This is a genomic window from Pseudomonas sp. KT_2_4 (genome assembly GCF_041410225.1).
In the GTDB taxonomy this organism is placed as follows: domain Bacteria; phylum Pseudomonadota; class Gammaproteobacteria; order Pseudomonadales; family Pseudomonadaceae; genus Aquipseudomonas; species Aquipseudomonas paracarnis.
Window position 1 is genome coordinate 325,477 of sequence record NZ_CP166962.1, and the last position, 24,127, is coordinate 349,603.

General features: G+C 60.8%; 23 protein-coding genes and 1 pseudogene. 13 read left to right on the forward strand and 11 right to left on the reverse strand.

Annotated elements, in window-relative coordinates:
• Window positions 1-151: 151 nt before the first annotated feature.
• Window positions 152-2,788 (forward strand): glucosidase, encoded by a 2,637-nt coding sequence (locus AB9N64_RS01515; protein WP_371359905.1) that lies wholly within the window; start codon window positions 152-154, stop codon window positions 2,786-2,788.
• Between the two features lie 129 nt (window positions 2,789-2,917).
• Here the strand turns inward: AB9N64_RS01515 and AB9N64_RS01520 are convergent, their stop codons facing one another.
• Both AB9N64_RS01520 and AB9N64_RS01525 read right to left on the reverse strand, forming a co-directional pair.
• Complete coding sequence (locus tag AB9N64_RS01520) at window positions 2,918-3,232, reverse strand: SCP2 sterol-binding domain-containing protein (RefSeq protein ID WP_014718185.1); 315 nt, start codon at window positions 3,230-3,232, stop codon at window positions 2,918-2,920.
• 56 nt (window positions 3,233-3,288) lie between these two features.
• On the reverse strand, window positions 3,289-3,999 hold the full coding sequence (locus tag AB9N64_RS01525; RefSeq protein WP_014718186.1) for a histidine phosphatase family protein: 711 nt from the start codon (window positions 3,997-3,999) through the stop codon (window positions 3,289-3,291).
• A 194-nt stretch (window positions 4,000-4,193) separates the two neighbouring features.
• On the opposite strand from AB9N64_RS01525, the gene sohB reads away from it, so the two are divergent.
• Entirely contained in the window at window positions 4,194-5,219 is a 1,026-nt protein-coding gene (gene sohB / locus AB9N64_RS01530) for a protease SohB (RefSeq protein ID WP_014718187.1), read from the forward strand.
• 133 nt (window positions 5,220-5,352) lie between these two features.
• Here the strand turns inward: sohB and dhaL are convergent, their stop codons facing one another.
• The 7 genes from dhaL to AB9N64_RS01565 all read right to left on the reverse strand — a co-directional run bounded on the left by dhaL (window position 5,353) and on the right by AB9N64_RS01565 (window position 12,682).
• Window positions 5,353-5,997, reverse strand: a complete 645-nt coding sequence (dhaL, locus tag AB9N64_RS01535) for a dihydroxyacetone kinase subunit DhaL (RefSeq protein WP_019817619.1) — start codon at window positions 5,995-5,997, stop codon at window positions 5,353-5,355.
• 3 nt (window positions 5,998-6,000) lie between these two features.
• The gene (locus AB9N64_RS01540; protein WP_072434463.1) at window positions 6,001-7,002 is read right to left on the reverse strand and encodes a dihydroxyacetone kinase subunit DhaK; all 1,002 of its coding nucleotides are present in this window, start codon (window positions 7,000-7,002) and stop codon (window positions 6,001-6,003) included.
• A gap of 156 nt (window positions 7,003-7,158) precedes the next feature.
• Complete coding sequence (locus tag AB9N64_RS01545) at window positions 7,159-8,274, reverse strand: alcohol dehydrogenase catalytic domain-containing protein (RefSeq protein ID WP_371359906.1); 1,116 nt, start codon at window positions 8,272-8,274, stop codon at window positions 7,159-7,161.
• Between the two features lie 27 nt (window positions 8,275-8,301).
• On the reverse strand, window positions 8,302-9,057 hold the full coding sequence (locus AB9N64_RS01550; protein WP_371359907.1) for an SDR family oxidoreductase: 756 nt from the start codon (window positions 9,055-9,057) through the stop codon (window positions 8,302-8,304).
• 121 nt (window positions 9,058-9,178) lie between these two features.
• Entirely contained in the window at window positions 9,179-10,186 is a 1,008-nt protein-coding gene (locus tag AB9N64_RS01555; protein WP_014718192.1) for a substrate-binding domain-containing protein, read from the reverse strand.
• A 34-nt stretch (window positions 10,187-10,220) separates the two neighbouring features.
• The gene (locus AB9N64_RS01560) at window positions 10,221-11,198 is read right to left on the reverse strand and encodes an ABC transporter permease (protein WP_014718193.1); all 978 of its coding nucleotides are present in this window, start codon (window positions 11,196-11,198) and stop codon (window positions 10,221-10,223) included.
• Window positions 11,195-12,682 (reverse strand): sugar ABC transporter ATP-binding protein, encoded by a 1,488-nt coding sequence (locus AB9N64_RS01565; protein ID WP_060767524.1) that lies wholly within the window; start codon window positions 12,680-12,682, stop codon window positions 11,195-11,197. The genes AB9N64_RS01560 and AB9N64_RS01565 overlap by 4 nt, the downstream gene beginning before the upstream one ends.
• A 262-nt stretch (window positions 12,683-12,944) precedes the next feature.
• Here AB9N64_RS01565 and rpiB point away from each other — a divergent pair, with 262 nt between their 5' ends.
• The 3 genes from rpiB (at window position 12,945) to AB9N64_RS01580 (ending at window position 16,453) form a co-directional block, all read left to right on the forward strand.
• Window positions 12,945-13,406: a ribose 5-phosphate isomerase B gene (rpiB, locus tag AB9N64_RS01570; RefSeq protein WP_019817614.1), complete on the forward strand. Its 462-nt coding sequence runs from the start codon at window positions 12,945-12,947 to the stop codon at window positions 13,404-13,406.
• 63 nt (window positions 13,407-13,469) lie between these two features.
• Complete coding sequence (locus tag AB9N64_RS01575) at window positions 13,470-14,450, forward strand: sugar-binding transcriptional regulator (protein WP_003191835.1); 981 nt, start codon at window positions 13,470-13,472, stop codon at window positions 14,448-14,450.
• Window positions 14,451-14,884: 434 nt separating this feature from the next.
• Window positions 14,885-16,453, forward strand: coding sequence for a transporter associated domain-containing protein (locus AB9N64_RS01580; RefSeq protein WP_371359908.1), 1,569 nt, complete (start codon window positions 14,885-14,887; stop codon window positions 16,451-16,453).
• A gap of 85 nt (window positions 16,454-16,538) precedes the next feature.
• Here the strand turns inward: AB9N64_RS01580 and AB9N64_RS01585 are convergent.
• Window positions 16,539-16,763, reverse strand: a pseudogene (locus AB9N64_RS01585) (thioredoxin); the annotation flags it as partial.
• A 326-nt stretch (window positions 16,764-17,089) separates the two neighbouring features.
• Between AB9N64_RS01585 and AB9N64_RS01590 the strand changes: the two are divergent.
• The 8 genes from AB9N64_RS01590 to AB9N64_RS01625 all read left to right on the forward strand — a co-directional run bounded on the left by AB9N64_RS01590 (window position 17,090) and on the right by AB9N64_RS01625 (window position 23,676).
• Window positions 17,090-17,938, forward strand: coding sequence for a transporter substrate-binding domain-containing protein (locus AB9N64_RS01590; RefSeq protein WP_019817613.1), 849 nt, complete (start codon window positions 17,090-17,092; stop codon window positions 17,936-17,938).
• A gap of 52 nt (window positions 17,939-17,990) precedes the next feature.
• On the forward strand, window positions 17,991-18,653 hold the full coding sequence (locus AB9N64_RS01595; protein WP_371359909.1) for an amino acid ABC transporter permease: 663 nt from the start codon (window positions 17,991-17,993) through the stop codon (window positions 18,651-18,653).
• A gap of 11 nt (window positions 18,654-18,664) precedes the next feature.
• Entirely contained in the window at window positions 18,665-19,327 is a 663-nt protein-coding gene (locus tag AB9N64_RS01600) for an amino acid ABC transporter permease (RefSeq protein ID WP_014718199.1), read from the forward strand.
• Window positions 19,324-20,106 carry an amino acid ABC transporter ATP-binding protein gene (locus tag AB9N64_RS01605; RefSeq protein ID WP_020301585.1) on the forward strand — a complete coding sequence of 261 codons (783 nt, stop codon included), beginning with the start codon at window positions 19,324-19,326 and terminating at the stop codon, window positions 20,104-20,106. Before AB9N64_RS01600 ends, AB9N64_RS01605 begins: the two co-directional genes overlap by 4 nt.
• A 14-nt stretch (window positions 20,107-20,120) precedes the next feature.
• Entirely contained in the window at window positions 20,121-20,510 is a 390-nt protein-coding gene (locus AB9N64_RS01610; protein WP_003191822.1) for a RidA family protein, read from the forward strand.
• A gap of 134 nt (window positions 20,511-20,644) precedes the next feature.
• Window positions 20,645-21,409: an IclR family transcriptional regulator gene (locus AB9N64_RS01615; RefSeq protein ID WP_014718201.1), complete on the forward strand. Its 765-nt coding sequence runs from the start codon at window positions 20,645-20,647 to the stop codon at window positions 21,407-21,409.
• Between the two features lie 9 nt (window positions 21,410-21,418).
• The gene (locus tag AB9N64_RS01620) at window positions 21,419-22,627 is read left to right on the forward strand and encodes an amino acid deaminase (RefSeq protein ID WP_019817610.1); all 1,209 of its coding nucleotides are present in this window, start codon (window positions 21,419-21,421) and stop codon (window positions 22,625-22,627) included.
• 143 nt (window positions 22,628-22,770) lie between these two features.
• A complete protein-coding gene (locus AB9N64_RS01625; RefSeq protein ID WP_371359910.1) occupies window positions 22,771-23,676 on the forward strand; it encodes a sugar kinase in 906 nt (301 codons plus the stop codon).
• A 159-nt stretch (window positions 23,677-23,835) separates the two neighbouring features.
• On the opposite strand, the gene AB9N64_RS01630 is transcribed toward AB9N64_RS01625, so the two are convergent.
• Window positions 23,836-24,111 carry a peptidylprolyl isomerase gene (locus AB9N64_RS01630; protein WP_003174397.1) on the reverse strand — a complete coding sequence of 92 codons (276 nt, stop codon included), beginning with the start codon at window positions 24,109-24,111 and terminating at the stop codon, window positions 23,836-23,838.
• Window positions 24,112-24,127: the final 16 nt, after the last annotated feature.

The following is a 24,127-nucleotide window of genomic DNA, read 5'->3' on the forward strand; positions in this document are numbered from 1 at the left end:
TTTGTTGAGCGGCCGGCCGGCTTGCAAACGAAGATTCCTCTGGACTTCATTCTGCAAATGAATGAGTTGACCTTGCGTCCAAGTCTTCATGTGCATGCGGGCGTCATTGCGCTCTACACTGCGCCTCACTGTGTAGGTGAAGGAGGACCCGATGACGGCCAAACCCGCAACCAACCTGCTGGGCACCATTGAAGGCCAGCGCCTGGCAACGCAACACGCCGAACGTTGGCGCGAGTGGGGGCCGTACCTGAGTGAACGCCAGTGGGGCACGGTACGCGAAGACTACAGCGCCGACGGTGACGCCTGGGCCTACTTCCCTCATGAACACGCTCGCAGCCGCGCCTATCGATGGGGCGAGGACGGGTTGGCCGGTTTCAGTGACAAGGCCCAACGCTGGTGCCTGGGCCTGGCGCTGTGGAACGAGCGCGATGCAATCCTCAAGGAGCGTCTGTTCGGCCTCGACAACGCCGAAGGCAACCACGGTGAAGACGTCAAGGAGCTGTACTTTTTCGTCGATGGCGTACCGAGCCATGCCTACATGCGCATGCTCTACAAATACCCCCATGCGGCCTTTCCCTACGCTGACCTGATCGCCGAAAACGCCCGTCGTGGGCTGGATGATGCCGAGTATGAAATCCTTGATACCGGTGTGTTTGCAGATAACCATTACTGCGATGTCAGTGTCGAATACGCCAAGCATCAACCCGACGATATTTTCATGCGCGTCACCGTGCATAACCGTTCGGACCAACCCACACGCCTGCAGGTGCTGCCCCAGCTCTGGGCGCGTAATGACTGGAGCTGGACCTTCGATGCACCCAAGCCCAGCTTGAGGCTGGACGGCGAGCGGATTCTGGCGCTTCATCATGAACTCGATGATCGCCACCTCAGTGCCTGGGGCCAGGACGGGTTGCAGTGGCTGTTCTGCGAAAACCAAACCAATCGGCCCAAACTGGACGGGCAACCGGCGCCGGGGCCATTCAAGGATGGCATTAACGATTACGTGGTGGGCGCGGTTGAGTCGGCCGTTCGCCGGGACGCCGGTACCAAGGTGGCCGCGCATTTCACCCTTGAGCTGGCAGGCCAGGAAAGCAAAACCCTTTACCTGCGTTTTGCGCCGGTGGGCGCGCCCGATGTCAATGCGCGCAAACTGTTCGAACAGCGCCGCCAGGAGGCCGATGACTTCTACTCGGTGTTGCAACAGGGCCTTGCCGATGACGATGCGCGCACTGTACAACGCCAGGCCCTGGCCGGCCTGCTGTGGTCCAAGCAGCTGTACTATTTCGACGTGAACCAGTGGCTTGACGGCGACCCGGCCCAGCCCGCTCCACCGCCCGAGCGCCTGCATATCCGCAATACTCATTGGCGGCACCTGTGCAACTTCGACATCCTGTCGATGCCAGACACCTGGGAATACCCGTGGTACGCCTCCTGGGATCAAGGCTTCCAGGCGGTGGCCATCGCGCTGATCGACCCTGGTTACGCCAAGCAACAGTTGTTGTTGCTGGTAAAGGACCGCTTCATGCACCCCAACGGCCAATTGCCGGCCTACGAATGGCGCTTTGACGACGCCAACCCGCCCGTGCATGCCTGGGCCAGCTGGCGCGTATATCAGCAGGACAAGGCGCTGACCGGCGTGGGCGATATGGATTTCCTGGAGCGGATCTTTCACAAGCTGCTGTTGAATTTTTCTTGGTGGGTCAACCGCAAGGACGCCGAGGGCCGCAACCTGTTCCAGGGCGGTTTTCTGGGCCTGGACAATATCGCCTTGTTCGACCGCTCGGCCCCGTTGCCGACGGGTTACCAGTTGGACCAGGCCGACGGCACCGCCTGGGTGGCGGCCTATGCCTTGGACCTGATGCGCATCGGCCTGGAGCTGGCCAAGCGTAATGGGGTGTACGTGGATATTGCTGTGAAGTTTTTCGAGCATTTCCTCTACATCGCCGGCGCTATCAACCGCGTCGATGACAGCGCCGAAGGCTTGTGGGATGAGCAGGACCAGTTTTTCTATGACGTGCTGCACCGCCCTGATGGCCAGAGCGAGCCGGTGCGCCTGCGCTCCATCGTCGGGTTAATGCCGCTGTTCGCGGTGCTGGTGCTGGAGCAGCGCGAGCATGAAGGCTTGGAGGGCTTGCGCGAGCGCCTGCTGGGCTTTATGCATCATCGGCCGGACCTGGCCAAGCTGGTTTCGCGCTGGACCGAACCGGGGCAGGGCAACCGCCTGTTGCTGGCGCTGCTGCGCGGTGAACGCACCAAGGATTTGCTGCGGCGCATGCTGGATGATCAGGAGTTCTTGTCGGCCTTTGGCGTGCGCGCCCTGTCCAAGGCGTTCGCCGAGCAGCCCCTGGCGTTGAAGATGAATGGCGACACCTTGTGTGCCAGTTACCAGCCCGGTGAGTCCGACTCACGCTTGTACGGTGGCAACTCCAATTGGCGCGGGCCACTGTGGATGCCGGTCAATTACATGCTGATTGAATCGTTGCGCGAGTTTCACCGCTACTACGCCGATAACTTTTCCGTGGAGTACCCGGCGGGCAGTGGGTATCTGGCGTCTCTGGAGGAGGTGGCTGACAGCCTCAGCGAGCGGCTGACGCGGTTGTTTCTAAGAGATGAAAACGGGGTGCGGCCGTCGATGGCGGGCTATGCACAGTTGCAGGAGGACCCGGCCAGTCGTGACCTGGTGTTGTTCCATGAGTATTTTCATGGAGAGACAGGGCGAGGGCTGGGGGCTTCACACCAGACCGGGTGGAGCGCGTTGGTGGCGTTACTGTTACAACCAAAACCCTGAGCAATCCACAAACCAAATGTGGGAGCGGGCTTGCTCGCGAATGCGGTGGTTCAGTGCCTGATGCATTTAGCTGACACTGCGCATTCGCGAGCAAGCCCGCTCCCACAGAGATTCAGGGTTACCTGTGAATCAGGAAGGGAACAGCTCGCTCAGCTTCATCGCCAGCATCATGTCGCCTTCGGTGCGCAGCTTGCCGCCCATGAACGCCTGCATGCCGTCGGTGGAGCCGTCGACGATGCCTTCCAGGGTCTCGCTGTCCATCACCAGGGTGACCTGAGCGTCAGGGTTTTCGCCTTCTTTGAGTTCGCAGGTCTTGTCCTTGACCACCAGCGAGAAATTCTTGGTGTCGTCGATACGGAAACCGAACACCAGGTCCAAGCCTTCGGCAGCGCTTGGGTTGAATTTGGCTTTCATTGCTTCTACGGCTTTAGCTACGTCAGTCATGGTTTCGATCCTTAAGGGTAGAGTCCAGTGACCTTGGGGTCACGGTTGGCCACAGTTCATCGGAAAGTGATGAGCTGCGGCGCCTTCAACAGTTGCAAGTGGGCGTGACTGTTGAAGGAAGCCAGTGCCACCTCGCGACCACGGAACTTGAGTTGGTTGAGCGAGGTGTTAACAATTTGCCAGTTCATTTCGAAGGCCTGGGCGGCAGGCATTCGGGTAATCAGGTGAAGCAGGGCGGTGATGGTGCCGCCGGAGGTGAATACGGCGATTTTGTCGGTGTGGTTCGCGGCTTCCAGGATACGCTGCAAGCCACCCTGGACCCGCTCGACAAACCCCAGCCAGCTTTCCAGCCCTGGTGGGTCATAGGTGCCGGCCAGCCAGCGCTCGATGATCAGGGCGAAAATGCGTTGGAACTCGCTGCGGTTCTGCGGGCCGTTGCGCAGGATGTGCACGGCATCCGGTTCACTGCTGAGCAGGTCGGGCAACAGGCCGCGAATGATCGCTTCGCCGTCGAACTCGTTGAACGCGCTATCTGTTTCCAGCGCCGGAACCGGCAAGCCCAAGGCGCTGTACTGATCGAACGTGGCGCTGGCAGTGTGCTGCTGGCGACGCAGGTCGCCGGCGATGCAGCGGTCAAACGCAATGCCCAGGTCTGCCAGGTGGCGACCGAGCACTTGCGCTTGTTCCACGCCAACGGGCGAGAGGACGTCATAGTCGTCTGCACCGAAGGAGGCCTGGCCATGTCGAATCAGATAAATGCTGCCCACGTCCGTTTTCCCGGTACGTTGAAAGTCTGGCGAGGTTATGAGGATGCCTGCGAGCTGTCAATGAAAAAACATACGCTTGTTTTAAAAGCGCGTTGGAGCCCGCCTGCTGGCGGTTTGATCACTGGCTCCTTCGCAGTGGCGTCGGTATGCTGGGGCCATCCGCGCCCGGCGCAGTGCATTTTTTAAGGAGACATATGGATTTTTTGGCCGAATACGCGAGCTTTCTGGCGAAGACCGTCACCCTGGTGGTCGCTATTCTGGTGGTACTGATCAGCTTTGCAGCACTGCGCAGCAAAGGTCGTCGTAAGTCCGCCGGCCAATTGCAGGTCAGCAAGCTGAATGATTTCTACAAGGGCCTGCGCGAGCGCCTGGAGTCGAGCCTGCTCGACAAGGACCAGCTCAAGGCCCTGCGCAAGTCCGAAAGCAAAGCTGAAAAGAAAAAAGACAAGAAGAAGCCCGAGCCCAAGCCGAGGGTGTTCGTGCTGGATTTCGACGGTGACATCAAGGCCTCGGCCACCGAAAGCCTGCGCCATGAAATCACCGCACTGCTGAGCCTGGCCACGCCCAAGGATGAAGTGGTGCTGCGCCTGGAAAGCGGCGGCGGCATGGTGCACAGCTATGGCCTGGCCTCTTCGCAACTGGCGCGTATCCGCCAGGCCGGCGTGCCGTTGACCGTGTGCATCGACAAAGTGGCGGCCAGCGGCGGCTACATGATGGCCTGCATCGGCGAGAAGATCATCAGTGCACCCTTCGCCATTCTCGGTTCCATTGGCGTGGTGGCGCAGTTGCCCAACGTCAATCGCCTGCTTAAAAAGCACGACATCGACTTTGAAGTGCTGACCGCCGGTGAATACAAGCGCACGCTCACAGTGTTCGGCGAGAACACCGAGAAGGGCCGGGAGAAGTTCCAGGAAGACCTGGACATCACCCATCAGCTGTTCAAGAACTTCGTCTCGCGTTACCGCCCGCAGTTGGCGATTGACGAGGTGGCCACCGGTGAAGTGTGGTTGGGCGTCGCTGCCCTCGACAAGCAACTGGTCGATGAGCTGCAAACCAGCGACGAATACCTGGCTACCAAGGCCAAGACCGCCGAAGTGTTCCACTTGCACTATGCCGAGCGTAAGAGCCTGCAAGAGCGCGTGGGCCTGGCGGCCAGCGGTTCGGTGGACCGGGTGCTGTTGACCTGGTGGAGCCGCTTGACCCAGCAGCGGTTCTGGTAAGCCAGTACTGAAAACCAGGTAATCCCTTGTGGGAGCGGGCTTGCTCGCGAATGCGGAGTGTCAGCCAGCAAATCTACTGACTGATATACCGCATTCGCGAGCAAGCCCGCTCCCACATTGGTTTTCGGTCATGTCAGGTCAAGCGGGGTTTAATCGAGTCCGCCAACTGCGTAAGGATCAGGCAGCACGACACGGCCCCGGCATCCAGAACGCCGAGGGAGCGCTCACCCAAACGACTGGCCCGGCCAATCTTGGCCACCAGGTCCTTGGTCGAATCCCGTCCTTGGGAGGCGGCCGTTTTCATCGCATCGAGCGCATCGCTGAAAGAACGCCCCGACGCCTGCGCCCGTTCAAAGGCTTCTACCGCCGGAATCAATGTATCCATCAAGCACTTGTCGCCCACGCCCGCTTCGGTGATGTCCTGCAGCGAGGTCAAGCCGCCGCGCAGCAGGCGGGCGAAGGTGGCGGCGTCGATGTCTTCACTGCCGCGCACTTCGTCGGCCATGCCGATAAACAGGCTGCCATACAAGGGCCCCATGGAGCCGCCGATGCCTTCCATCAGGCTCAGGGTCAGTTCATCCAGAGCTTCGGCCAGGGTCAGTTGGCGGCCTTCGATCGTGCGGCCGCAATGGGCAAAGCCTTTGGCCATGTTGATGCCATGGTCGCCATCGCCTATAGCGCCGTCGACTTCGCTGAGGTACTCCCGGTTGGCCACGATCACGCTGACCAGGTCGGCGACGATGGCGCTGCCATCATGGGTGGAAAAATGCTGGCTCATGGTTCACTCCGCCTGGGTCATGCCGATGGAGCGGCAGGGTTGGTCGATCAGGGTTTTCAGCTCGGCGTCGAGGCCGAGCAGGGTCAAGGTCACGCCCATCATCTCCAGGGAAGTGAAGTAGTTGCCCACGTAGCAACGGTGAATCTTCAAACCTTTGGCCTTGAGCTGTTTTTCCACCTCGGCGTAGAAAATATACAACTCCATCACCGGGGTGGCGCCGAGGCCAGAGACCAGCACCACCACGCTGTCGTCCTGGCTGAAATCGCGGTCGGCGAGGATCGGCGCCAGCATGCGCTTGGCCATGGCGGCGGCCGGTTCAATCGGGATGACTTCGATGCCCGGCTCGCCATGATGGCCAATACCTAATTCCATCTGCCCGTCGGGAATCTGGAAGTTCGGCTTGCCCACCGCGGCGATGGTGCAGGGCGTAAGGCCGATACCAATCGAGCGGCAGTGGTCGACGGTTTTCTGCGCCACCCGAATCACGCCGTCCAGGTCGTAATGCTGGGCAGCGGCGGCACCGCCGATCTTCCACATGAAGATCTCCCCGGCTACACCGCGACGCTTGGCGATGTCGGCCTTGGGCGCGGACGCCACGTCGTCGTTGGCGACCACCGTGCGGATGCGCATGTCTTTGCTGGCGGCCATTTTCATCGCCAGCTTCACGTTCATGTTGTCGCCCGCGTAGTTGCCATACAGGCAGGCAACGCCAGCACCATGGTCGGCAGCGCGGAAGGCGTCGAAAAAGCTTTTGGCGGTGGGCGAGGAAAAAATCTCGCCAACGGCCACCGCATCCACCAGGCCTGGGCCAACATAACCGAGGAACGCCGGCTCATGCCCGGAGCCGCCGCCGGTGACAATGCCAACGCGGCCCTGGGCTGAGGGCTTGGCCTTGACGATGACCCGTGGGTTGCTTTCGTACTGGCGCAGCTCGGGGTGCGCGACCAGGATGCCGCGCAGCATGTCTTCGACCACTTGGTCGGGATCGTTGATGACTCGATTCATAACGCGGGTTCCTGTGTTCTTGTTCTAAGGGGCGGCACTATTCCACTGTGGGAGCTGGCTTGCCTGCGATGGCGGTGTGTCAGCTGGGGATTTTTTACTGATGCACCGTCATCGCAGGCAAGCCAGCTCCCACAGGGTTTTGTGTTGTTACTCAGATCAGGGTTCGAGCACAACCTTGAGCGATTTATCGCCGCGCTCCATCACTGCAAACGCTTCCTTGAAATCCGCCAGCGCAAACTTGTGGGTCACCACGTCGCGCATGTCGATCTTGCGGTTGCCGATAAAGTCGATGGCCCTTGGGTACATATACGGTCCCAGGTGTGAGCCGAGGATATCCAGCTCCTTGCGATCGCCAATGATCGACCAGTCCACCGTGGCCTCGTCATTGAACACGCTGAATTCGACAAAGCGTCCCAGCTTGCGCAGCATCGCCAGGCCCTGGTTCACCGCCTTGTGGTGCCCGGTGGCTTCGATATAAATGTCGCAGCCGTAGCCATCGGTGATTTCGCGGATTTTCGCCAGCACATCCACCTCGGCCGGGTTCCACACTTCATCGGCGCCCAGGCGCAGGGCGAGGGCGGCGCGTTCGGTTTTCATGTCCAGCACGATGAGTTTTTTAGGGTTGCGCAACCGCACCGCGCCGATGATGCCCAGGCCCAGGGTGCCAGCGCCGGCGACCACCACGATGTCGTCATGGTCGACATTGGCCCGTTCCGCCGCGTGCAGCGAGCAGGCCATCGGCTCGATCAGGATCGCTTCATCGGGGGCGATGGATTCCGGTACTTTGTGGATGATGCCTTCCTTGGTGAAGATCATGTATTGGGCCATGGCGCCCTGCACATTGTTCTGGAAGCCATACAGGTCGTGCTTTTGGCACATCCAGTACTGGCCGTGGTTGCAAAAGCGGCAGCCCCAGCACGGCACGATCTGCTCGGAGATCACCCGGTCGCCCACGGCCACGCCGCGCTTCTCGGCGCCTGGGCCAAGGGCGACCACGCGGCACACGAACTCATGCCCGGGGATCATCGGTGGCTTCACGTAGCGCGGTTGTTCGGCATCGCCCCAGAACGACGGCGCGCCGCGATAGGTCTTGATATCGCCCATGCAAATGCCGCACAGCTCGACTTTGGTCAGGATCTCGTCGGGGCCGGGGGTGGGCACGTCGACGGTTTCCAGGCGGTAGTCTTCCGGGCCGTGGCAGACCACAGCCTGCATGGTTTTCGGGATGCTCGGGGCGAGTTGTTCAGGTGTGCGTTCGGTGACGGTGGACATGACAAAACCTCACGACATAACGATGAATTACTGAATGCTGTAGCCGCCGTCGATCACCATGTTGGCACCGGTGATCATCTGCGCGGCATCACTGAGCAGGTACAACGCCAGCCCGGCGATTTCTTCCGGCTGGGCAAAGCGACCTGCCGGAATCTGCAATTTGGCCCGCTCACCCACCTCGCCCGCCCAGGCTTTTTTGCCCAGGGCGGTTTCGACGATGGTCGGGGAGATGGCGTTGACGTTGATCTGCGGCGCCCACTCCATGGCCAATACCTTGGTCATGCCGACGATGGCGGCTTTGCTGGCGCAGTAGGCGACGTGACGGTCCAGGCCAATCACGGCAGCCTGGGACGCCAGGTTGACGATGCGCCCGCTGCCCTGGGCGATCATGTGCCTGGCGCAGGCCTGAGCCATGAAAAAACTGGCCTTGAGGTTGATGTCCAAGGTGGTGTCCCAGGCGCTTTCGCTGACGTCGATGGCCTTGTCCAGCAGCACCACGCCTGCGCTGTTGATCAGGTAATCCAGGCGCTGGAAATGTGCGAACACCTTGTCGACGGTCGGTTGTATCTGGTCGATCTTCCCGAGGTCGACGGCAATGCCCAGGTGCCCGGCACCCAGGCTGGCGGCCACCTCGACCACGGCCGGATCGCGGTCCAGCAGCGCCACCCTTGCGCCGCGTTCCGCCAGCAAGGTAGCGCAGGCCAGGCCGATGCCGGCGGCGCCACCGGTGATCACCGCGCAACGGCCGCTGAGGTCGAAGGCTTGGTTCCAGAAACCAGACATGAATGACTCCTCGTTCCCACGCTCTGCGTGGGAATGCCGCGTGGAACGCTCTGCGTTCCGATGTTAAGTGACGCGCAGCGTCACGGGATGCGTTCCCACGCGGAGCGTGGGAACGATCAAACTACTTACCGCCGCTGACTTGCTTGTACAGCGCATCCGCATTGGCATTGGTCACCGGCACCCAGGGCAGGATGTAGTTCTTGGCTGTGCCGTCGGCCCATTTCACGTCCTTGGCGTAGCGCTCCCAGATCACCGATTGCGGCTTGTAGTCCTCGCCTGCCAGGGCGCGCAGGGCCACGTCCAGTGCGCCTTGGGATTGGGCCTGGGCATCCTGGAGGAAGGTGGTGACTTCGTCCTTTTTCGCCGCCTGGATCGCATCCGGCATGCCGTCGATAGAGGTAACGGGCACATCCTTGGCGGTGAGGCCATGGGACTTCAAGGCCTGCACGGCGCCCAGGGCCATGTCGTCGTTCTGGGCGATCACGCCATTGATGCCCTTGGGGTGGGCGTTGAGCCAGTCTTCGGTGAGGGTCATGGCCTGGGCGCGGTCCCAGTTGGCGGTTTTCTTTTCGATGATCTTGATGTCCGGGTGTTTGCCCAGCACTTCCAGCTCGCCTTTTTCCCGGTCGATCTGCGCCGACTGGCCAATCGGGCCTTGGATGATCACCACGTTGCCCTTGCCGTTGAGCTTGTCGACCATGGCCTGGGCCTGCAGGCGGCCGCCTTCCACGTCGTCGTTACCCACATACGGCACGCTGGCATCGGCTACTTTCGTATTGGAGGCGATGACCACCACGTCGTTGCTCATGGCGGCCTTGACGGTGCCGACGCCGGCCTTGGTATCAATCGGCACGAACAGAATCGCGTCGTAGCGTTGGGTCACCATATTTTCGATCTGGTTGTTCTGGGTCAGGGCGTCGTAGTTGCCGTCGAACACGGTCAACTGCACGGTGCCATCCTTGACGGCCGGATGCTCCTTGAGCTCACGAACCCAGTTCTGCATGAACTGCCCCTTGAGGCCATAGACGGCTGCGCCGATCTTGTAGGTCTTGCCGTCGGCGGCCAGGGCGATACTGCTGGCGAGCAGGGAGAGGGCCGCCGCGGCGGCCAGGGTGGTACCCAGTTTCATAAGTAGAACTCCGGTTATTGTTATGGGTCGTTCTTCAGCGTTTCTTCTTGCGCCACACGTCGATCAGTACTGCGAACACAATGATCAGGCCCTTGGCGACCTGCTGGTAATAGGAGGACACGCCGAGCAGGTTCAGGCCGTTGTTGATCACGCCGATCAACAGGGCCCCGAACAAGGTGCCGACAATGCTGCCGGTACCGCCCGACAGGCTGGTGCCGCCGATCACCACCGCGGCAATCGCGTCCAGCTCATAGGAAACCCCGGCCTGGGGCAGGGCAGAGGTGGTGCGTGCCGACAGCACCACGCCGGCCAGCCCGGCGAGCAGGCCCGAGACCACGTACACCGAGAACATCACCTTGCGCACGCCAATGCCGGAGGTGCGTGCGCTTTTTTCATTGCCGCCCACCGCATACACATAACGGCCGTAGGTGGTGTAGCGCAGCACCATCCAGAAAATAAGCGCGACCACGGCGAAGATGATGATCGGCACGCCCACCGGGCCGACCTTGCCGATGCCCAGGGCCAGGTAGGCGTCGGGCAGGTCGGTGATCGGGCTGCCGTCGTTGAGAATAAAGGTCATGCCCCGCGCGATGCTGAGCATGCCGAGGGTGGCCACGAACGGCGGGATCGACAGGTTGGCGATCATGAAACCATTGACCACCCCGAGCATCGCGCCGGCAAACATCCCTGCGCTGACCGCCGCCAACAGGCCATAACCCTGGGTGGCGACCATGGCGCTGCACAACCCGGCGAACGCCAGGATCGACCCCACCGACAGGTCGATACCCTTGGTCAGGATCACATAGGTCATGCCCACGGCGAGAATGCCGTTGATGGAGGTCTGGCGCAGGATGTCCATCCAGTTGCGCCAGGTCATGAAGTACTCACTGGAAAACGCCATCACCACGCACAGCAGGATAAACACCAGCGGCAGGCCGAAGCGGTCGAGGGACAGGCGCAGGCGGTTGCGCGGCGCGGCGGTAACGGGGGCAACGATGGTTTTGGCATTCATGAGGCAAGACTCAACAAGGCTTCCTGGGAAAGGGCGGTGTCGGTGCTGATAGTGACCAGCCGGCCACCTTTGAAGACGGCGATGCGGTCGCTCAAGTGCAGCAGTTCCGGTGCTTCTGACGACACCACAATGGCTGCGCCACCGGCCCGCACAAACTGGTCGAGCAGGTGGTAGATCTCCTGTTTGGCGCCTTCGTCGATGCCGCGGGTGGGTTCATCGCAGAGCAGGCACACCGGTTCCGTGGACAGGCATTTGGCGAGCACCACCTTTTGCTGGTTGCCGCCGCTCATGGACGCCACCGGCAGCTCCAGGGAACTGGTCTTGATCTGCAGGCGCTTGACCATCTCCTCGGCCAGTTGCGCCTCTTTGCGTGCGTTGATCAGCGACCAACTCGACAAGCGCTTATAGGCCGACAGTGCAATGTTCGACAGGATGCTGCCGGTCAGCACCAGGCCGCTGTCCTTGCGGTCTTCGGTGACCAGCGACATGCCGGCGTCGATGGTCGCCTTGGGCTGCCCGATGGGCATGGGCTTGCCTTGCAAGGTAACGCTGCCGGCATCCGCCACGGTCAGGCCGTAGATGCAATTGAGGAATTCACTGCGCCCGGAGCCCATCAACCCATAAATGCCGAGGATCTCGCCACGGCGCAGTTGCAGGCTGATGTCGTGGAACTCACCGTTGCGGCTCAGGTGGTCGACCTGCAGGCAGGTGCTGGCCGCGCATTCGCGGCCCACCTTGTGGTCGATGCGCGTCAGTTCCTGGCCGACAATGCCGCGCACCAGGTGGTCGCGGTCGATATCGGCCATGCGCCCGCTTTCCACAAAGGCGCCATCACGGAAGATGCTGTAGTCATCGGCGATCTGCGCCAGTTCGCTCAGTCGATGGGACACGTACACGATGCCGGCACCGCGTGCGGTAAGGCGGCGAATCGCCTTGAACAGGGTTTCGGCCTCGCGCTCGCCGATGGCCGAGGTGGGCTCGTCCATGATCATCACCTGGCAGTCATGGCTGAACGCCTTGGCGATTTCCACCAATTGCATCTGCGCCACGCTCAAGCGGTGCATGGGGCTGGTGGCGTCGACGTCGAACTCCAGGCTTTCGAGCAGTTCGCGGGTGCGGCGGTTGAGGGCCTTGCTGTCGACGATGCAACCGGCGCGGCGCGGTTCGCGGCCCAGCCAGATGTTTTCGGCGACGGTCATGTAGGGGATGGGTTCGAGCTCCTGGGTGATCATTGCGATCCCCGCGGCCAAGGCTTCACTCGGGCGATTGAACTGCACCGGTGCGCCGTTGAGCACAATGCTGCCGGCGTCACGCTGGGTGATGCCCATCAGGATGCTCAGGAAGGTCGACTTGCCGGCACCGTTGCCGCCGCACAGGGCGTGGACGCTGCCGGCGCGCAGAGAAAGGCGCCCGTCGCGCAGGGCTGGCACCCCGGCGTAAGCCTTGGCGACATGTTCAGCCTGGAGCAGTAATGGCGTGGCCATCGGCGTGTCCTCGTGCTGTGAATTCTTATTAGGTCGCACAGTCATGTTTCGCTGTGATCATATGTGTATCAAATGAAATTCTGATCAGTCAATCTCTTTCACTTAAAAGGTGTGATTCTCATCTTTGACGCGGTTATTGCCTTGGTATAGGGCTTTGACTGGCAGGTCAGTTAAATCTCGCTTGACAGTAAGGGGTGAATGCTTGCGAAATGAGTGAGAGATATTTCACTAAGTGATCATTTGATCAGTGGAGTTTGGCGCCATGAACACACCTTTCCCGGTGGCTATCGGATGCGATGAAGCAGGTTTTGAGCTCAAAGAGTTGTTGAAGCGCCATATCGAGGCGTTGGGGTACCCGGTCACCGACTTCGGTACGCATTCAACGGCACCGGTGCTGTACCCGGACATCGCCTTGGCCGTGGCCACGGCCATCAATGCCGGGCAACAGCGCCTCGGCGTGCTGGTATGCGGCACCGGCATAGGCATGGCCATCTCGGCCAACAAAGTTCTGGGCATCCGTGCGGCCCAGGCTCATGACACCTACTCGGCGGAGCGGGCGCGCAAGAGCAACGATGCGCAAATCCTCTCCATCGGTGCGCGGGTCATCGGTGCGGAGTTGGCCAAAAGCATCGTCAGTGCGTTTTTGGCCTCGGAGTTCGAAGCGGCGCGGTCCGGGGCCAAGGTCGAGCGCATCAATGCGATCGAGCGCGATGGGCATCAGTAGTGGACGGCGCAGGGCAAGAGTCGGGAGAATGCGCCTTTGACGCCGAAACGGAAGCCCGTCCCCATGAGTGACAGTACCCAGCGCATGGCCAGTGATATCGATCAGATGACCGAAGTGGCGATGCTCTATTACCTTGAGAACGTCACTCAGGAGGCCATTGCCAAGCGTTTTGACCTGTCGCGGGCAAAAGTCAGCCGCCTGCTCAAGCGCGCGCGCGATGAAGGGATTGTCGAGGTGCGCGTGCTGCAGCACCCGGCAATGAACAACGAGCTGGAACGGGCACTGGTGGAGCGCTTCAAGCTCGACCGCGCCTTGATTGCGGTCGACCACAGCGACCCCGACACCCAGCGCTCGGCGGTCGCCAGCCTGGTGGCCAACTACCTCAACAAGACCCTGGGCGACGGCATGATCGTTGCGGTGGGCATGGGGCGTAACGTCGGCGCGGTGGCCGATAACGTGTTTCTGCCGGTGACCCGCAACTGCACCTTCGTGTGTGCCATCGGCGGTTCGCTCAAGGCCGGTGAATACATGAACCCTGACCACATCTGCCGGCGCCTGGCCCTGCGCTTTGGGGGTGAAAGTGAAAGCCTCTACGCCCCAGCGCTGGTGGCCAACCCCGAGCTGCGCGGGGTGCTGATCAACAACGACACGGTGCGCTCCACCCTTGACCGCGCACGCCGCGCTGACATTGCCTTGATCGGCATCGGCGACATGAGCGAGAACAGCAACATGGTGCGCATGGGCTGGTTCTCGCCCCAGGAAATCGCCCAGGCGCGCCTGTCTGGCACTGTGGGCGACATGATGGGCTATGACTTTATCGACATTCACGGCCAGCCGGCGGTCAACGCCATCCAGGGGCGCGTGATCGGGTTGACGGTGCAGGAGCTGTTTCGCATCCCGGATGTGGTGGCGATTGCCAGTGAGAACACCAAGGCGGCGGCGACCTTAGGGGCGTTGCGCTCGGGAGTGATCAATACGCTGGCGACCACCGTCACCAACGCCCACACCATCCTGGCGCTGGACGATGCCACTCGTAAAACCTGATACAGATCGTTCCCACGCTCCAGCGTGGGAACGCATCCTGTGACGCTCCGCGTCACCCTTGCGCGGGTGGGACGCGGAGCGTCAAAGGCGGCATTCCCACGCGGAGCGTGGGAACGATCAACACCGAGGTGCCTGCATCGCAGGCAAGCCAGCTCCCACAAGTATTGGTGTGCTTCTGATAGGGGCTACAGGTTTTGTAATAGTTTTGCGCTGTAGGAAATTTGTATTTCAAATGTAGGATTCAAGTCCTTTTGTCATTTCAGGACTTGCATGAACACCCTCTCGGAGCCTCCCAGTCGTCTTTCCCCAAGACAACCGCTGTCGCTGTTCCCGCTGAAGCACCCCGTATTCCGTCAACTAACCTTGTCTCGGTCGTATGACCGCACTTTGCCGTGCCCGGCGTTCTGAACACTTTAAAGACAGAGAATTTATAAATGGAATGGTTAGCGGATCCTACGGCCTGGCTCGGCCTTGCGACCTTGATTGTGCTGGAACTGGTGCTGGGTATCGACAACCTGGTGTTTATCGCGATCCTGGCGGACAAGCTGCCACCGGAGCAGCGTGACCGTGCACGTTTGATCGGTTTATCCCTGGCGCTGCTGATGCGCCTGGGCCTGTTGGCGAGTATTTCCTGGTTGGTGACCCTGACCCAGCCGCTGTTCGAGGTGTTCGACAAGAGCTTCTCGGGCCGTGACCTGATCATGCTGTTCGGCGGTATATTCCTGCTGTTCAAGGCCACCATGGAATTGCATGAGCGCCTTGAAGGCCATGTGGCGCAGCACAAGGGCAATGTGGCTTACGCGATGTTCTGGCCGATCGTCGCGCAAATCGTGGTGCTGGATGCGGTGTTCTCCCTCGATGCGGTGATTACCGCCGTGGGCATGGTCGACGAGCTGGCGGTGATGATGATCGCGGTGATCGTGTCCATCGGCCTGATGATCGTGGCGAGCAAGCCGCTGACCCGTTTCGTCAATGCGCACCCCACCGTGATCATGCTGTGCCTGGGCTTCCTGATGATGATCGGTTTCGCCCTGACCGCCGAAGGCCTGGGTTTCCATATTCCCAAGGGCTACCTGTACGCGGCTATTGGCTTCTCGATTCTGATCGAGGTGTTCAACCAGATCGCCCGAGCCCGTCGCAAGAAATCGGCGCAGGGCGTGTTGCCGGTGCGTGAGCGTACCGCCCATGCGGTGATGCGCTTGTTGGGCGGCCGCAGCCTGGCGGTGGAAGAAGTGGGTGAAGACGTGGCTGACCTGCTGGGCGAGCCGGATGCTGCGCAGGGGCCGCTGTTTGATCGACGCGAACGGGTGATGATCAGCGGTGTGCTGCAACTGGCCGAGCGGCCGATTCGCACCCTGATGACCCCAAGGGCCAAGGTTGACTGTATCGACCTGGCGGACGAGCCCGAGACGACGCGTCTGAAACTGATGCACTCGTCCTACTCGCGTCTGCCGTTGATCCGTAAGGGTGCAGTGGATGAGCCTTTGGGCTTTGTGCACAAGAAAGAGCTGCTCAAGGAATACCTGGCTGGCAACGAGCCGAACCTTGCGCACTTGGCGCGTCGGGCGATCAACCTGCTGGAAAGCTTTTCGATCCTCAACGCTCTGGAGCAGATGCGCCAGGAGTCTACCCACATCGCTTTCGTGATCAACGAATTCGGCGACTTCATGGGTGTATTGAGCATGACGGATATTCTGGAATCCATCGCCGGTGAATTGCCCGATGCCAGCGAAATCGAAGGGCCGGACATAGTCGAGGACGGCGATGGTTTCCGTGCCAATGGTGCCTTGAACCTCAACCTGCTGCGTCAGCGTACGGGCTTCAAGGCTGCGGCTACCGAGGACTATCAAACCTTGGCGGGGTTGGTGATGAGCCTGCTCGACCGCCTGCCGGCGGTGGGCGATAGCCTGGAGCATGAAGGCTGGCGTTTGACCGTGGCTGAAGTGGAAGAGCGCCGGGTGACGCAAGTGCACTTGCGCCCTTGCTCAGGTCATAACGGCTGAATATGTCTTTTACGCACTGTTCTTGTTCTTCAACGGGGCCGAAGCCTTTGAGCCGTTCTACCACGGCCCCCTTCAGGTAGATCAGCAGCGTCGGGGTGCCCGTCACGTCAGGGTGCCTCGGCGTATGGGCGCAGTCGAGTAACAGGTTGACTATCCAGGGATGCTTCCATGCGGTCTGTTCGAATAAGTGGCATGCCTGCGCGCAAGCGGGGCAGTGCTCTGAAAAAAAAAGAATAAACACCGGGCGCGGTGTGTTCAGTACCCGATTGAACCCTTGGGCGCTGGAAATTCTGCGCGTGGCGACTCCCATGTTGATCCTCCTGCCTGCCGTGTTGGTTTTTGCTCACGCTAAGCCGGAGGGTCGTCACCGTCTACTGTCAACCTTCACAGGTGCGCGTCACTTGCACTCGACCCGTCTAGGTGCGCTGTAACACCGTTGTGGGGCGTTGCGTAGCACTGCCATGCGACGACGGCGCAACGCTGTTTATCTCTGCAATCGCTATCACGCTGATCCATAACGCATTTATTACCCCCATAGGTTTCCTCCAGCGTCTGTGGCACACTTTCTGCTGTCTATTCCGTTGTTACATACCAAGTTCCGGTATAGCGGAATACACAATCCCTGGAGTGCTTGTCATGCATCACCGACCTTCCGTATTCAAAGCGTGTGTTTTTCTCGTCGCTGCATCGGCTTCCTTCGCCAGCCTGGTGCAGGCGGCGGACAGCAAGCTCGATGATGTGCTCAAGCGTGGGCACTTGATCGTAGGTACAGGCAGTACCAATGCGCCGTGGCACTTCCAGGGAGCGGATGGCAAGTTGCAGGGATTTGATATCGACATCGGCCGCATCGTGGCCAAAGGCTTGTTCAATGACCCGAGCAAGGTGGAGTTTGTGGTGCAGTCGTCCGATGCACGTATTCCCAACCTGCTCACCGACAAGGTCGACATGAGCTGCCAGTTCATCACCGTCACCGCCAGCCGTGCGCAGCAGGTGGCCTTCACCCTGCCGTACTACCGGGAAGGCGTCGGCCTGCTGCTGCCGAACAACAGCAAGTACAAGGAAATCGAAGATCTCCAAGCCGCAGGTGATGACGTTACCGTGGCAGTGCTGCAAAACGTATACGCCGAAGAGTTGGTGCACCAGGCGCTGCCCAAGGCCAAGGTCGACCAGTACGACAGTGTCGACTTGATGTACCAGGCCGTGAACTCAGGTCGCGCCGATGCCGCCGCCACCGATCAGTCCTCGGTCAAATACCTGATGGTGCAGAACCCTGGCCGCTACCGCAGCCCCACCTACGCCTGGAGCCCGCAAACCTACGCCTGCGCGGTCAAGCGCGGCGACCAGGACTGGTTGAACTTCGTCAATACCGCGCTGCACGAAGCCATGACCGGTGTGGAGTTCCCCACCTATAAAGCCTCGTTCAAGCAGTGGTTTGGCGTGGATCTGCCAGAACCGGCGATTGGTTTTCCCGTGGAATTCAAGTGACCCGCAACAATAGGGGCGTGCCTGAACACGCCCCCTTCAGGTGCTGCTGACCATGAACTATCAGTTGAACTTTGCCGCCGTCTGGCGTGATTTCGACACCTTGCTGGCGGGGCTCGGCCTGGGGTTGCAGTTGGCGTTGCTGTCGATCGCCATCGGCTGCGTGATCGGCCTGTTGATGGCGTTTGCCATGCTCTCCAGGCACCGTGCGTTGCGTATTCTTGCCTCGATGTATGTGACGGTGGTGCGCAACACCCCCATCCTGGTGTTGATCCTGTTGATCTACTTCGCCTTGCCCTCCCTGGGTATTCGCCTGGATAAGATTCCCTCGTTCATCATCACCCTGTCGTTGTATGCCGGTGCCTATCTCACCGAAGTGTTCCGCGCAGGCCTGGTGAATATTCCCAAGGGTTTGCGGGAAGCCGGCCTGGCCATCGGCCTGGGCGAGTGGCGAATTCGCGCTTACATCACCGTGCCGGTGATGCTGCGCAACGTGCTGCCGGCGCTGTCGAACAACTTTATCTCGCTGTTCAAGGACACCTCCCTGGCCGCTGCGATCGCGGTGCCGGAGCTGACCTATTACGCCCGCAAGATCAACGTCGAAAGCTATCGGGTGATTGAAACCTGGCTGGTCACGACCGCGCTCTACGTGGCTGCCTGTTACCTGATTGCCATGCTGCTCCGTTACCTGGAACAGCGTTTGGCTATCCGTCGTTAAGGAAGGGTCCCATGTACGAATCCCCCAGTTGGCTGCATGAATTGTGGATCGCCCGCGAGACCCTTTGGGCTGGCTTCCAGGCCAGCGTGGCGGTCTCGGCGCTGGCGATTGTCTTTGGCACCCTGATCGGCATCGTCGCCGGGTTGATCCTCACCTACGGCAAATTCTGGATGCGCGCGCCGTTCCGTCTGTATGTCGATTTGATCCGTGGCACGCCGGTGTTTGTACTGGTGTTGGCGTGTTTCTACATGCTGCCGGCCCTTGGCTGGCAAATCAGTGCGTTCCAGGCCGGTGCGGTCGGGCTCACCTTGTTCTGTGGCTCCCATGTATCGGAAATCGTGCGCGGCGCGCTGCAAGCCATTCCCCGTGGGCAAATGGAAGCGGGTAAGGCGATTGGCCTGACGTTTTATCAGTCCCTGGGCTACGTGCTGTTGCCCCAGGCGCTGCGGCAGATTTTGCCGACCTGGGTCAATTCCTCCACGGAAATTGTCAAGGCTTCCACCTTGCTGTCGGTGATCGGCGTGGCCGAATTGCTGCTCAGTACTCAGCAGGTGATCGCGCGCACCTTCATGACCCTGGAGTTCTACCTGTTCGCCGGTTTTCTGTTCTTTGTCATCAACTACGCCATCGAATTATTCGGGCGCTACATTGAAAAACGGGTGGCCTTGCCATGAACCAAGCTCAAACCAACCCAGCGCTGCTGGACATTCGTGGCCTGCGTAAACAATACGGCCAGGTGGAAGTGCTCAAGGGCGTCGACCTGTCCATGCAGCGCGGCAATGTGGTGACGTTGATCGGCTCCAGCGGCTCGGGCAAGACCACCTTGCTGCGCTGCGTGAACCTGCTGGAGGAGTTCCAGGGCGGGCAGATCACCCTGGATGGCGAGTCCATTGGTTACAGCGATGTTGGCGGCAAGCGCGTACGCCACCCGGAGCGGGTGATCGCCCAGCACCGCGCAATGACCGGCATGGCGTTCCAGCAATTCAACCTGTTCCCGCACCTGACTGCGCTGCAGAACGTTACCCTCGGCTTGCTCAAGGTCAAGAAGATGGGCAAGGATGAAGCGGTAGCCCTGGCCGAAAAATGGTTGGACCGCGTCGGCCTGCTGGAACGCCGCAATCACTTTCCCGGCCAATTGTCCGGCGGCCAGCAACAACGTGTGGCCATTGCCCGGGCCATTGCCATGAACCCCAGCCTGATGCTGTTCGATGAAGTCACCTCGGCCCTCGACCCGGAGTTGGTGGGCGAAGTGCTCAGCGTGATCAAGGGGCTGGCGGAGGAGGGCATGACCATGTTGTTGGTCACCCACGAGATGCGCTTTGCCTATGAAGTTTCGGACCAGATAGTGTTCATGAACCAGGGCCGCATTGAAGAGCAGGGCAGCGCGAAAGATATATTCGAGCGGCCGCAGTCGCCGCGACTGGCGGAATTTCTCAAGAACATTCGTTTTTAACAAGGAGCAACTATATGAGCATTACTCGTTACGGCACCGGCAGCACCGCAGGTGGCGGCCAGCCACGCCCGTTCGCCCGCGCTGTGGAAGCCGATGGCTGGCTGTACGTGTCGGGCCAGGTACCTGCGGTGGACGGTGAAATCATCAATGGCGGCATCATCGAGCAAACCCGCCAGACGATGCGCAACGTGGTGGCGATCCTCGAAGAAGCCGGCTACGAGCTCAAGGATGTGGTTCGGGTGGGCGTATGGTTGGAAGACCCACGGGACTTCTGGAGCTTCAACAAGGTGTTCGGCGAGTACTTCACCCCGGAACACGCCCCTGCGCGCGCCTGTGTGCAGGCCAATATGATGGTCGATTGCAAGGTCGAGATTGATTGCGTGGCCTACAAGAAAAAGGCCTAACTGATCATTCCCACGCTCTGCGTGGGAATACCGCCTTGGACGCTCTGCGTCCGCGCTTGTGACGCAGAGCGTCACCGCATGCATACCCACGCAGAGCGTGGGAACGATCATCTGGAACGGGACCGAGTACTGCCATGACCGAAGATACCATCAAACGCCGCGCCAAAGGCCTGGACCGTGCGTTCGATATCCTCGATTTTCTCAAGGAAATCGGCCAGCCCCTGCGCCCGAATGATATTGCCAGCGGCATCGGCAGCCCCAAATCCACGGTCTACGAACTGGTGGCGTCGTTGCTGGAGCGGCGCATCCTGGAAACCGTGGGCAAGGAAGGCCACGTGTACCTGGGGCGTCAGCTGTATTTCCTTGGCCAGGCACACTTGCGTCACTTTGACCTGACCCGCGAGGCCGACCACGCCTTGCAGGAGATCGTCAGCCAGACCCACGAAACCGCACAGATGTGCCTGCTCAACGGGCGCAAATACACGGTAGCGCTGATGCGCGAGGGCCAGCGGCATTTCCGTATTTCTTCGGATATCGGTGAAAACGCCCCCATTCCCTGGACCGCCTCGGGGCGCTTGTTGCTGGGGCATTTGAGCGATCAGCAGATCGTCGACCTGATCGATCCCGACGACTTCATCCTGCCGGACGGCCTGCGCCTGCCGCTGGACACTTTCCTGGCGCAGATCCGCCAGGCCAGCCTGGATGGGTTCTTCTCCTTCGACAGTGTGGCCGACACCTTCACCCATTGTTTCGCCGCCCCGGTGCGCGATGCCCAGGGCATCAGCATCGCAACCCTGTGCATCGTCGCCCCCCGGGCTGATGCGAGCAAAAACTACCACGACTATCGCCGGGTACTGATCGACAGTGCCAACAGCCTGGCCCGGCGCATCAACGAATAGGAGTTTTCCATGTCCGCCCTCAACGCCGTTGAAAAAGGTGCCGCTGCCGTCGGTGCCCATTTGGTTCGCGATGTCAGCCTGCCGGCCCTGGTGCTGCACCGTGACGCCCTGGAACATAACATCCGCTGGATGCAAGACTTTGTCCGCAGCAGCGGCGCCGAGCTGGCGCCCCACGGCAAGACCAGCATGATGCCCGCGCTGTTCCAGCGCCAGATCACCGCCGGTGCCTGGGGCATCACCCTGGCTACCGCCGTGCAGACCCGCGCCGCCTACGCCAGCGGCGTGCGTCGCGTGCTGATGGCCAACCAACTGGTGGGCGCAGCGAACATGGCCTTGATCGCGGACCTGCTGGCCGACAAGGATTTTGACTTTCATTGCATGGTCGATCACCCGGACAACGTTGCCGACCTGGGCCTGTTCTTCGCCGCCCGTGGTCAGCGCCTCAATGTGATGATCGAGTATGGCGTGGTCGGTGGCCGGTGCGGCTGTCGCAGCGAGCAGCAAGTGCGCGACCTGGCCAAGGCGGTCCAGGCCCAGCCGGCCTTGGCCCTCACCGGTATCGAGGGTTACGAAGGCGTGATCCACGGCGAGCACGCCATCAGTGGTATCCGCGCCTTCGCCGCCAGCCTGGTGAGCCTGGCGGTCGAGCTGCAAGACAGCGGCCTGTTCGACCTGCCCACGCCGATCATCACCGCATCGGGCTCGGCCTGGTACGACCTGATCGCCGAGTCGTTCGAAACGCAGAACGCCGCCGGTCGTTTCCTCAGCGTGTTGCGCCCAGGCAGTTACGTGGCCCACGACCATGGCATCTACAAAGAGGCGCAGTGCTGTGTACTCGAACGCCGCAGCGACCTCAACGAGGGCCTGCGCCCGGCAATGGAAGTCTGGGCGCATGTGCAGTCGTTGCCGGAGCCTGGTTTTGCGGTGGTTGCCCTGGGCAAGCGCGACGTGGCCTACGACGCCGGTTTGCCGGTGCCACTCAAGCGCTACAAGGCCGGGATCGTGCCGGCGCAAGGTGATGATGTGAGCGGGTGCAAGGTCACGGCGGTAATGGACCAGCATGCGTTCATGACCGTGGCGCCGGAGGTGGAATTGCGCATTGGCGACATCATTTCCTTTGGTACGTCCCACCCTTGCCTGACCTTTGATAAATGGCAGGTGGGGTGCCTGGTGGATGAGCAGTTGCAGGTGGTTGAGTCTCTGCGTACCTGCTTCTAGACCGAGTCGCGGCTATCGCAGCGATGCGGCGACCCGACAAGCCAGCTCCCACAGTGACCGCGTTTTAACTGAAGGAATGCAGTCGAATGTGGGAGTCGGGCTTGCCCGCGATGGGGCCCTCCAGCACACCTGAGAACTTTGCCATGAACACCCACCCCCGCATCGCCCTCATCGGCGAATGCATGATCGAACTGCAACACCGCGCCGACGGCAGCCTGCACCAGAGCTTCGGCGGCGACACCCTGAACACTGCAGTGTACCTGCGTCGCGAGCTGGGCGATGCCGGCAGCGTTGACTACGTCACCGCCCTGGGCGATGACAGCTTCAGCGATGCCATGTGTGAGCATTGGCACGCCGAAGGCCTTGGCCTGGGCAGGGTCCAGCGTCTGCCTGGGCGCCTGCCGGGCTTGTATTGCATCCAGACTGATGCCCAGGGCGAACGTAAATTCCTCTACTGGCGCAACGAAGCGGCCGTGCGCGACTGCTTCACCACGCCTGCCGCCGAGCCGGTCCTGGCGGCATTGCCGGGCTATGACGTGGTGTATTTCAGTGGCATTACCCTGGCGGTGCTGGGAGACATCGGGCGTGAGCGCTTACTGCAGGCGCTGATCGAAGCCCGCCAGCGTGGCGCCAAGGTGGTGTTCGATAACAACTACCGGCCCAGGCTGTGGGCCGATGTGCAAACGGCCCGTGAGGCGTATCGCAGGGTGTTGGCCGCAGTGGACATTGCCTTGCTCACCGAGGATGACGAACGCGCGTTGTTCGGCTATGAGGATAGCGAGCAGGTGTTTGCGGCGTATCCCTCGATTGCAGAAGTGGTGCTCAAGCGGGGAGCGGATGCGTGCTTGATTCGTTGCGCGGGCGAGCGCTTTGCGGTGCCGGCGTTGAAAGTGGAGAAGGTGGTGGACACCACGGCGGCGGGGGATTCGTTCAGTGCGGCGTATCTGGCCAGTCGGCTCAACGGTGGTTCGCCCCAGGAGGCCGCTTTGGCGGGGCATCGGTTGGCGAGCCGGGTGATTCAGGTGCCGGGGGCGCTGATACCGAGATGATCACTGATCGTTCCCACGCTCTGCGTGGGAGCGCAGCCCGGGACGCTCCGCGTCCCAGAAACGGACGCAGAGCGTCCAGTGAGGCATTCCCACGCAGAGCGTGGGAACGATCGGATGTGGGAGCTGGCTTGCCTGCGATAGCGGACTGAAGCCATCCACTCAATCGCGGTAAAACACCTGCACCAGGTGATAGCCAAACTTGCTCTTGATCGGCCCGTGCACCACTTTCACCGGTTTCTTGAAGATCACCGCATCAATCGCCCCCACCATCTGCCCGGGCCGCACTTCGCCCAGGTCACCACCGCGTTTGCCCGACGGGCAGGTGGAGTACTTCTTGGCCAGCACATCAAAGGCTTCGCCTTTGGCAATACGCTGCTTGAGTTGTTCGGCTTCTTCGCTGGTTTTCACCAGGATATGACGGGCTTGGGCTTTCATGGGGCTCTACCAGCTG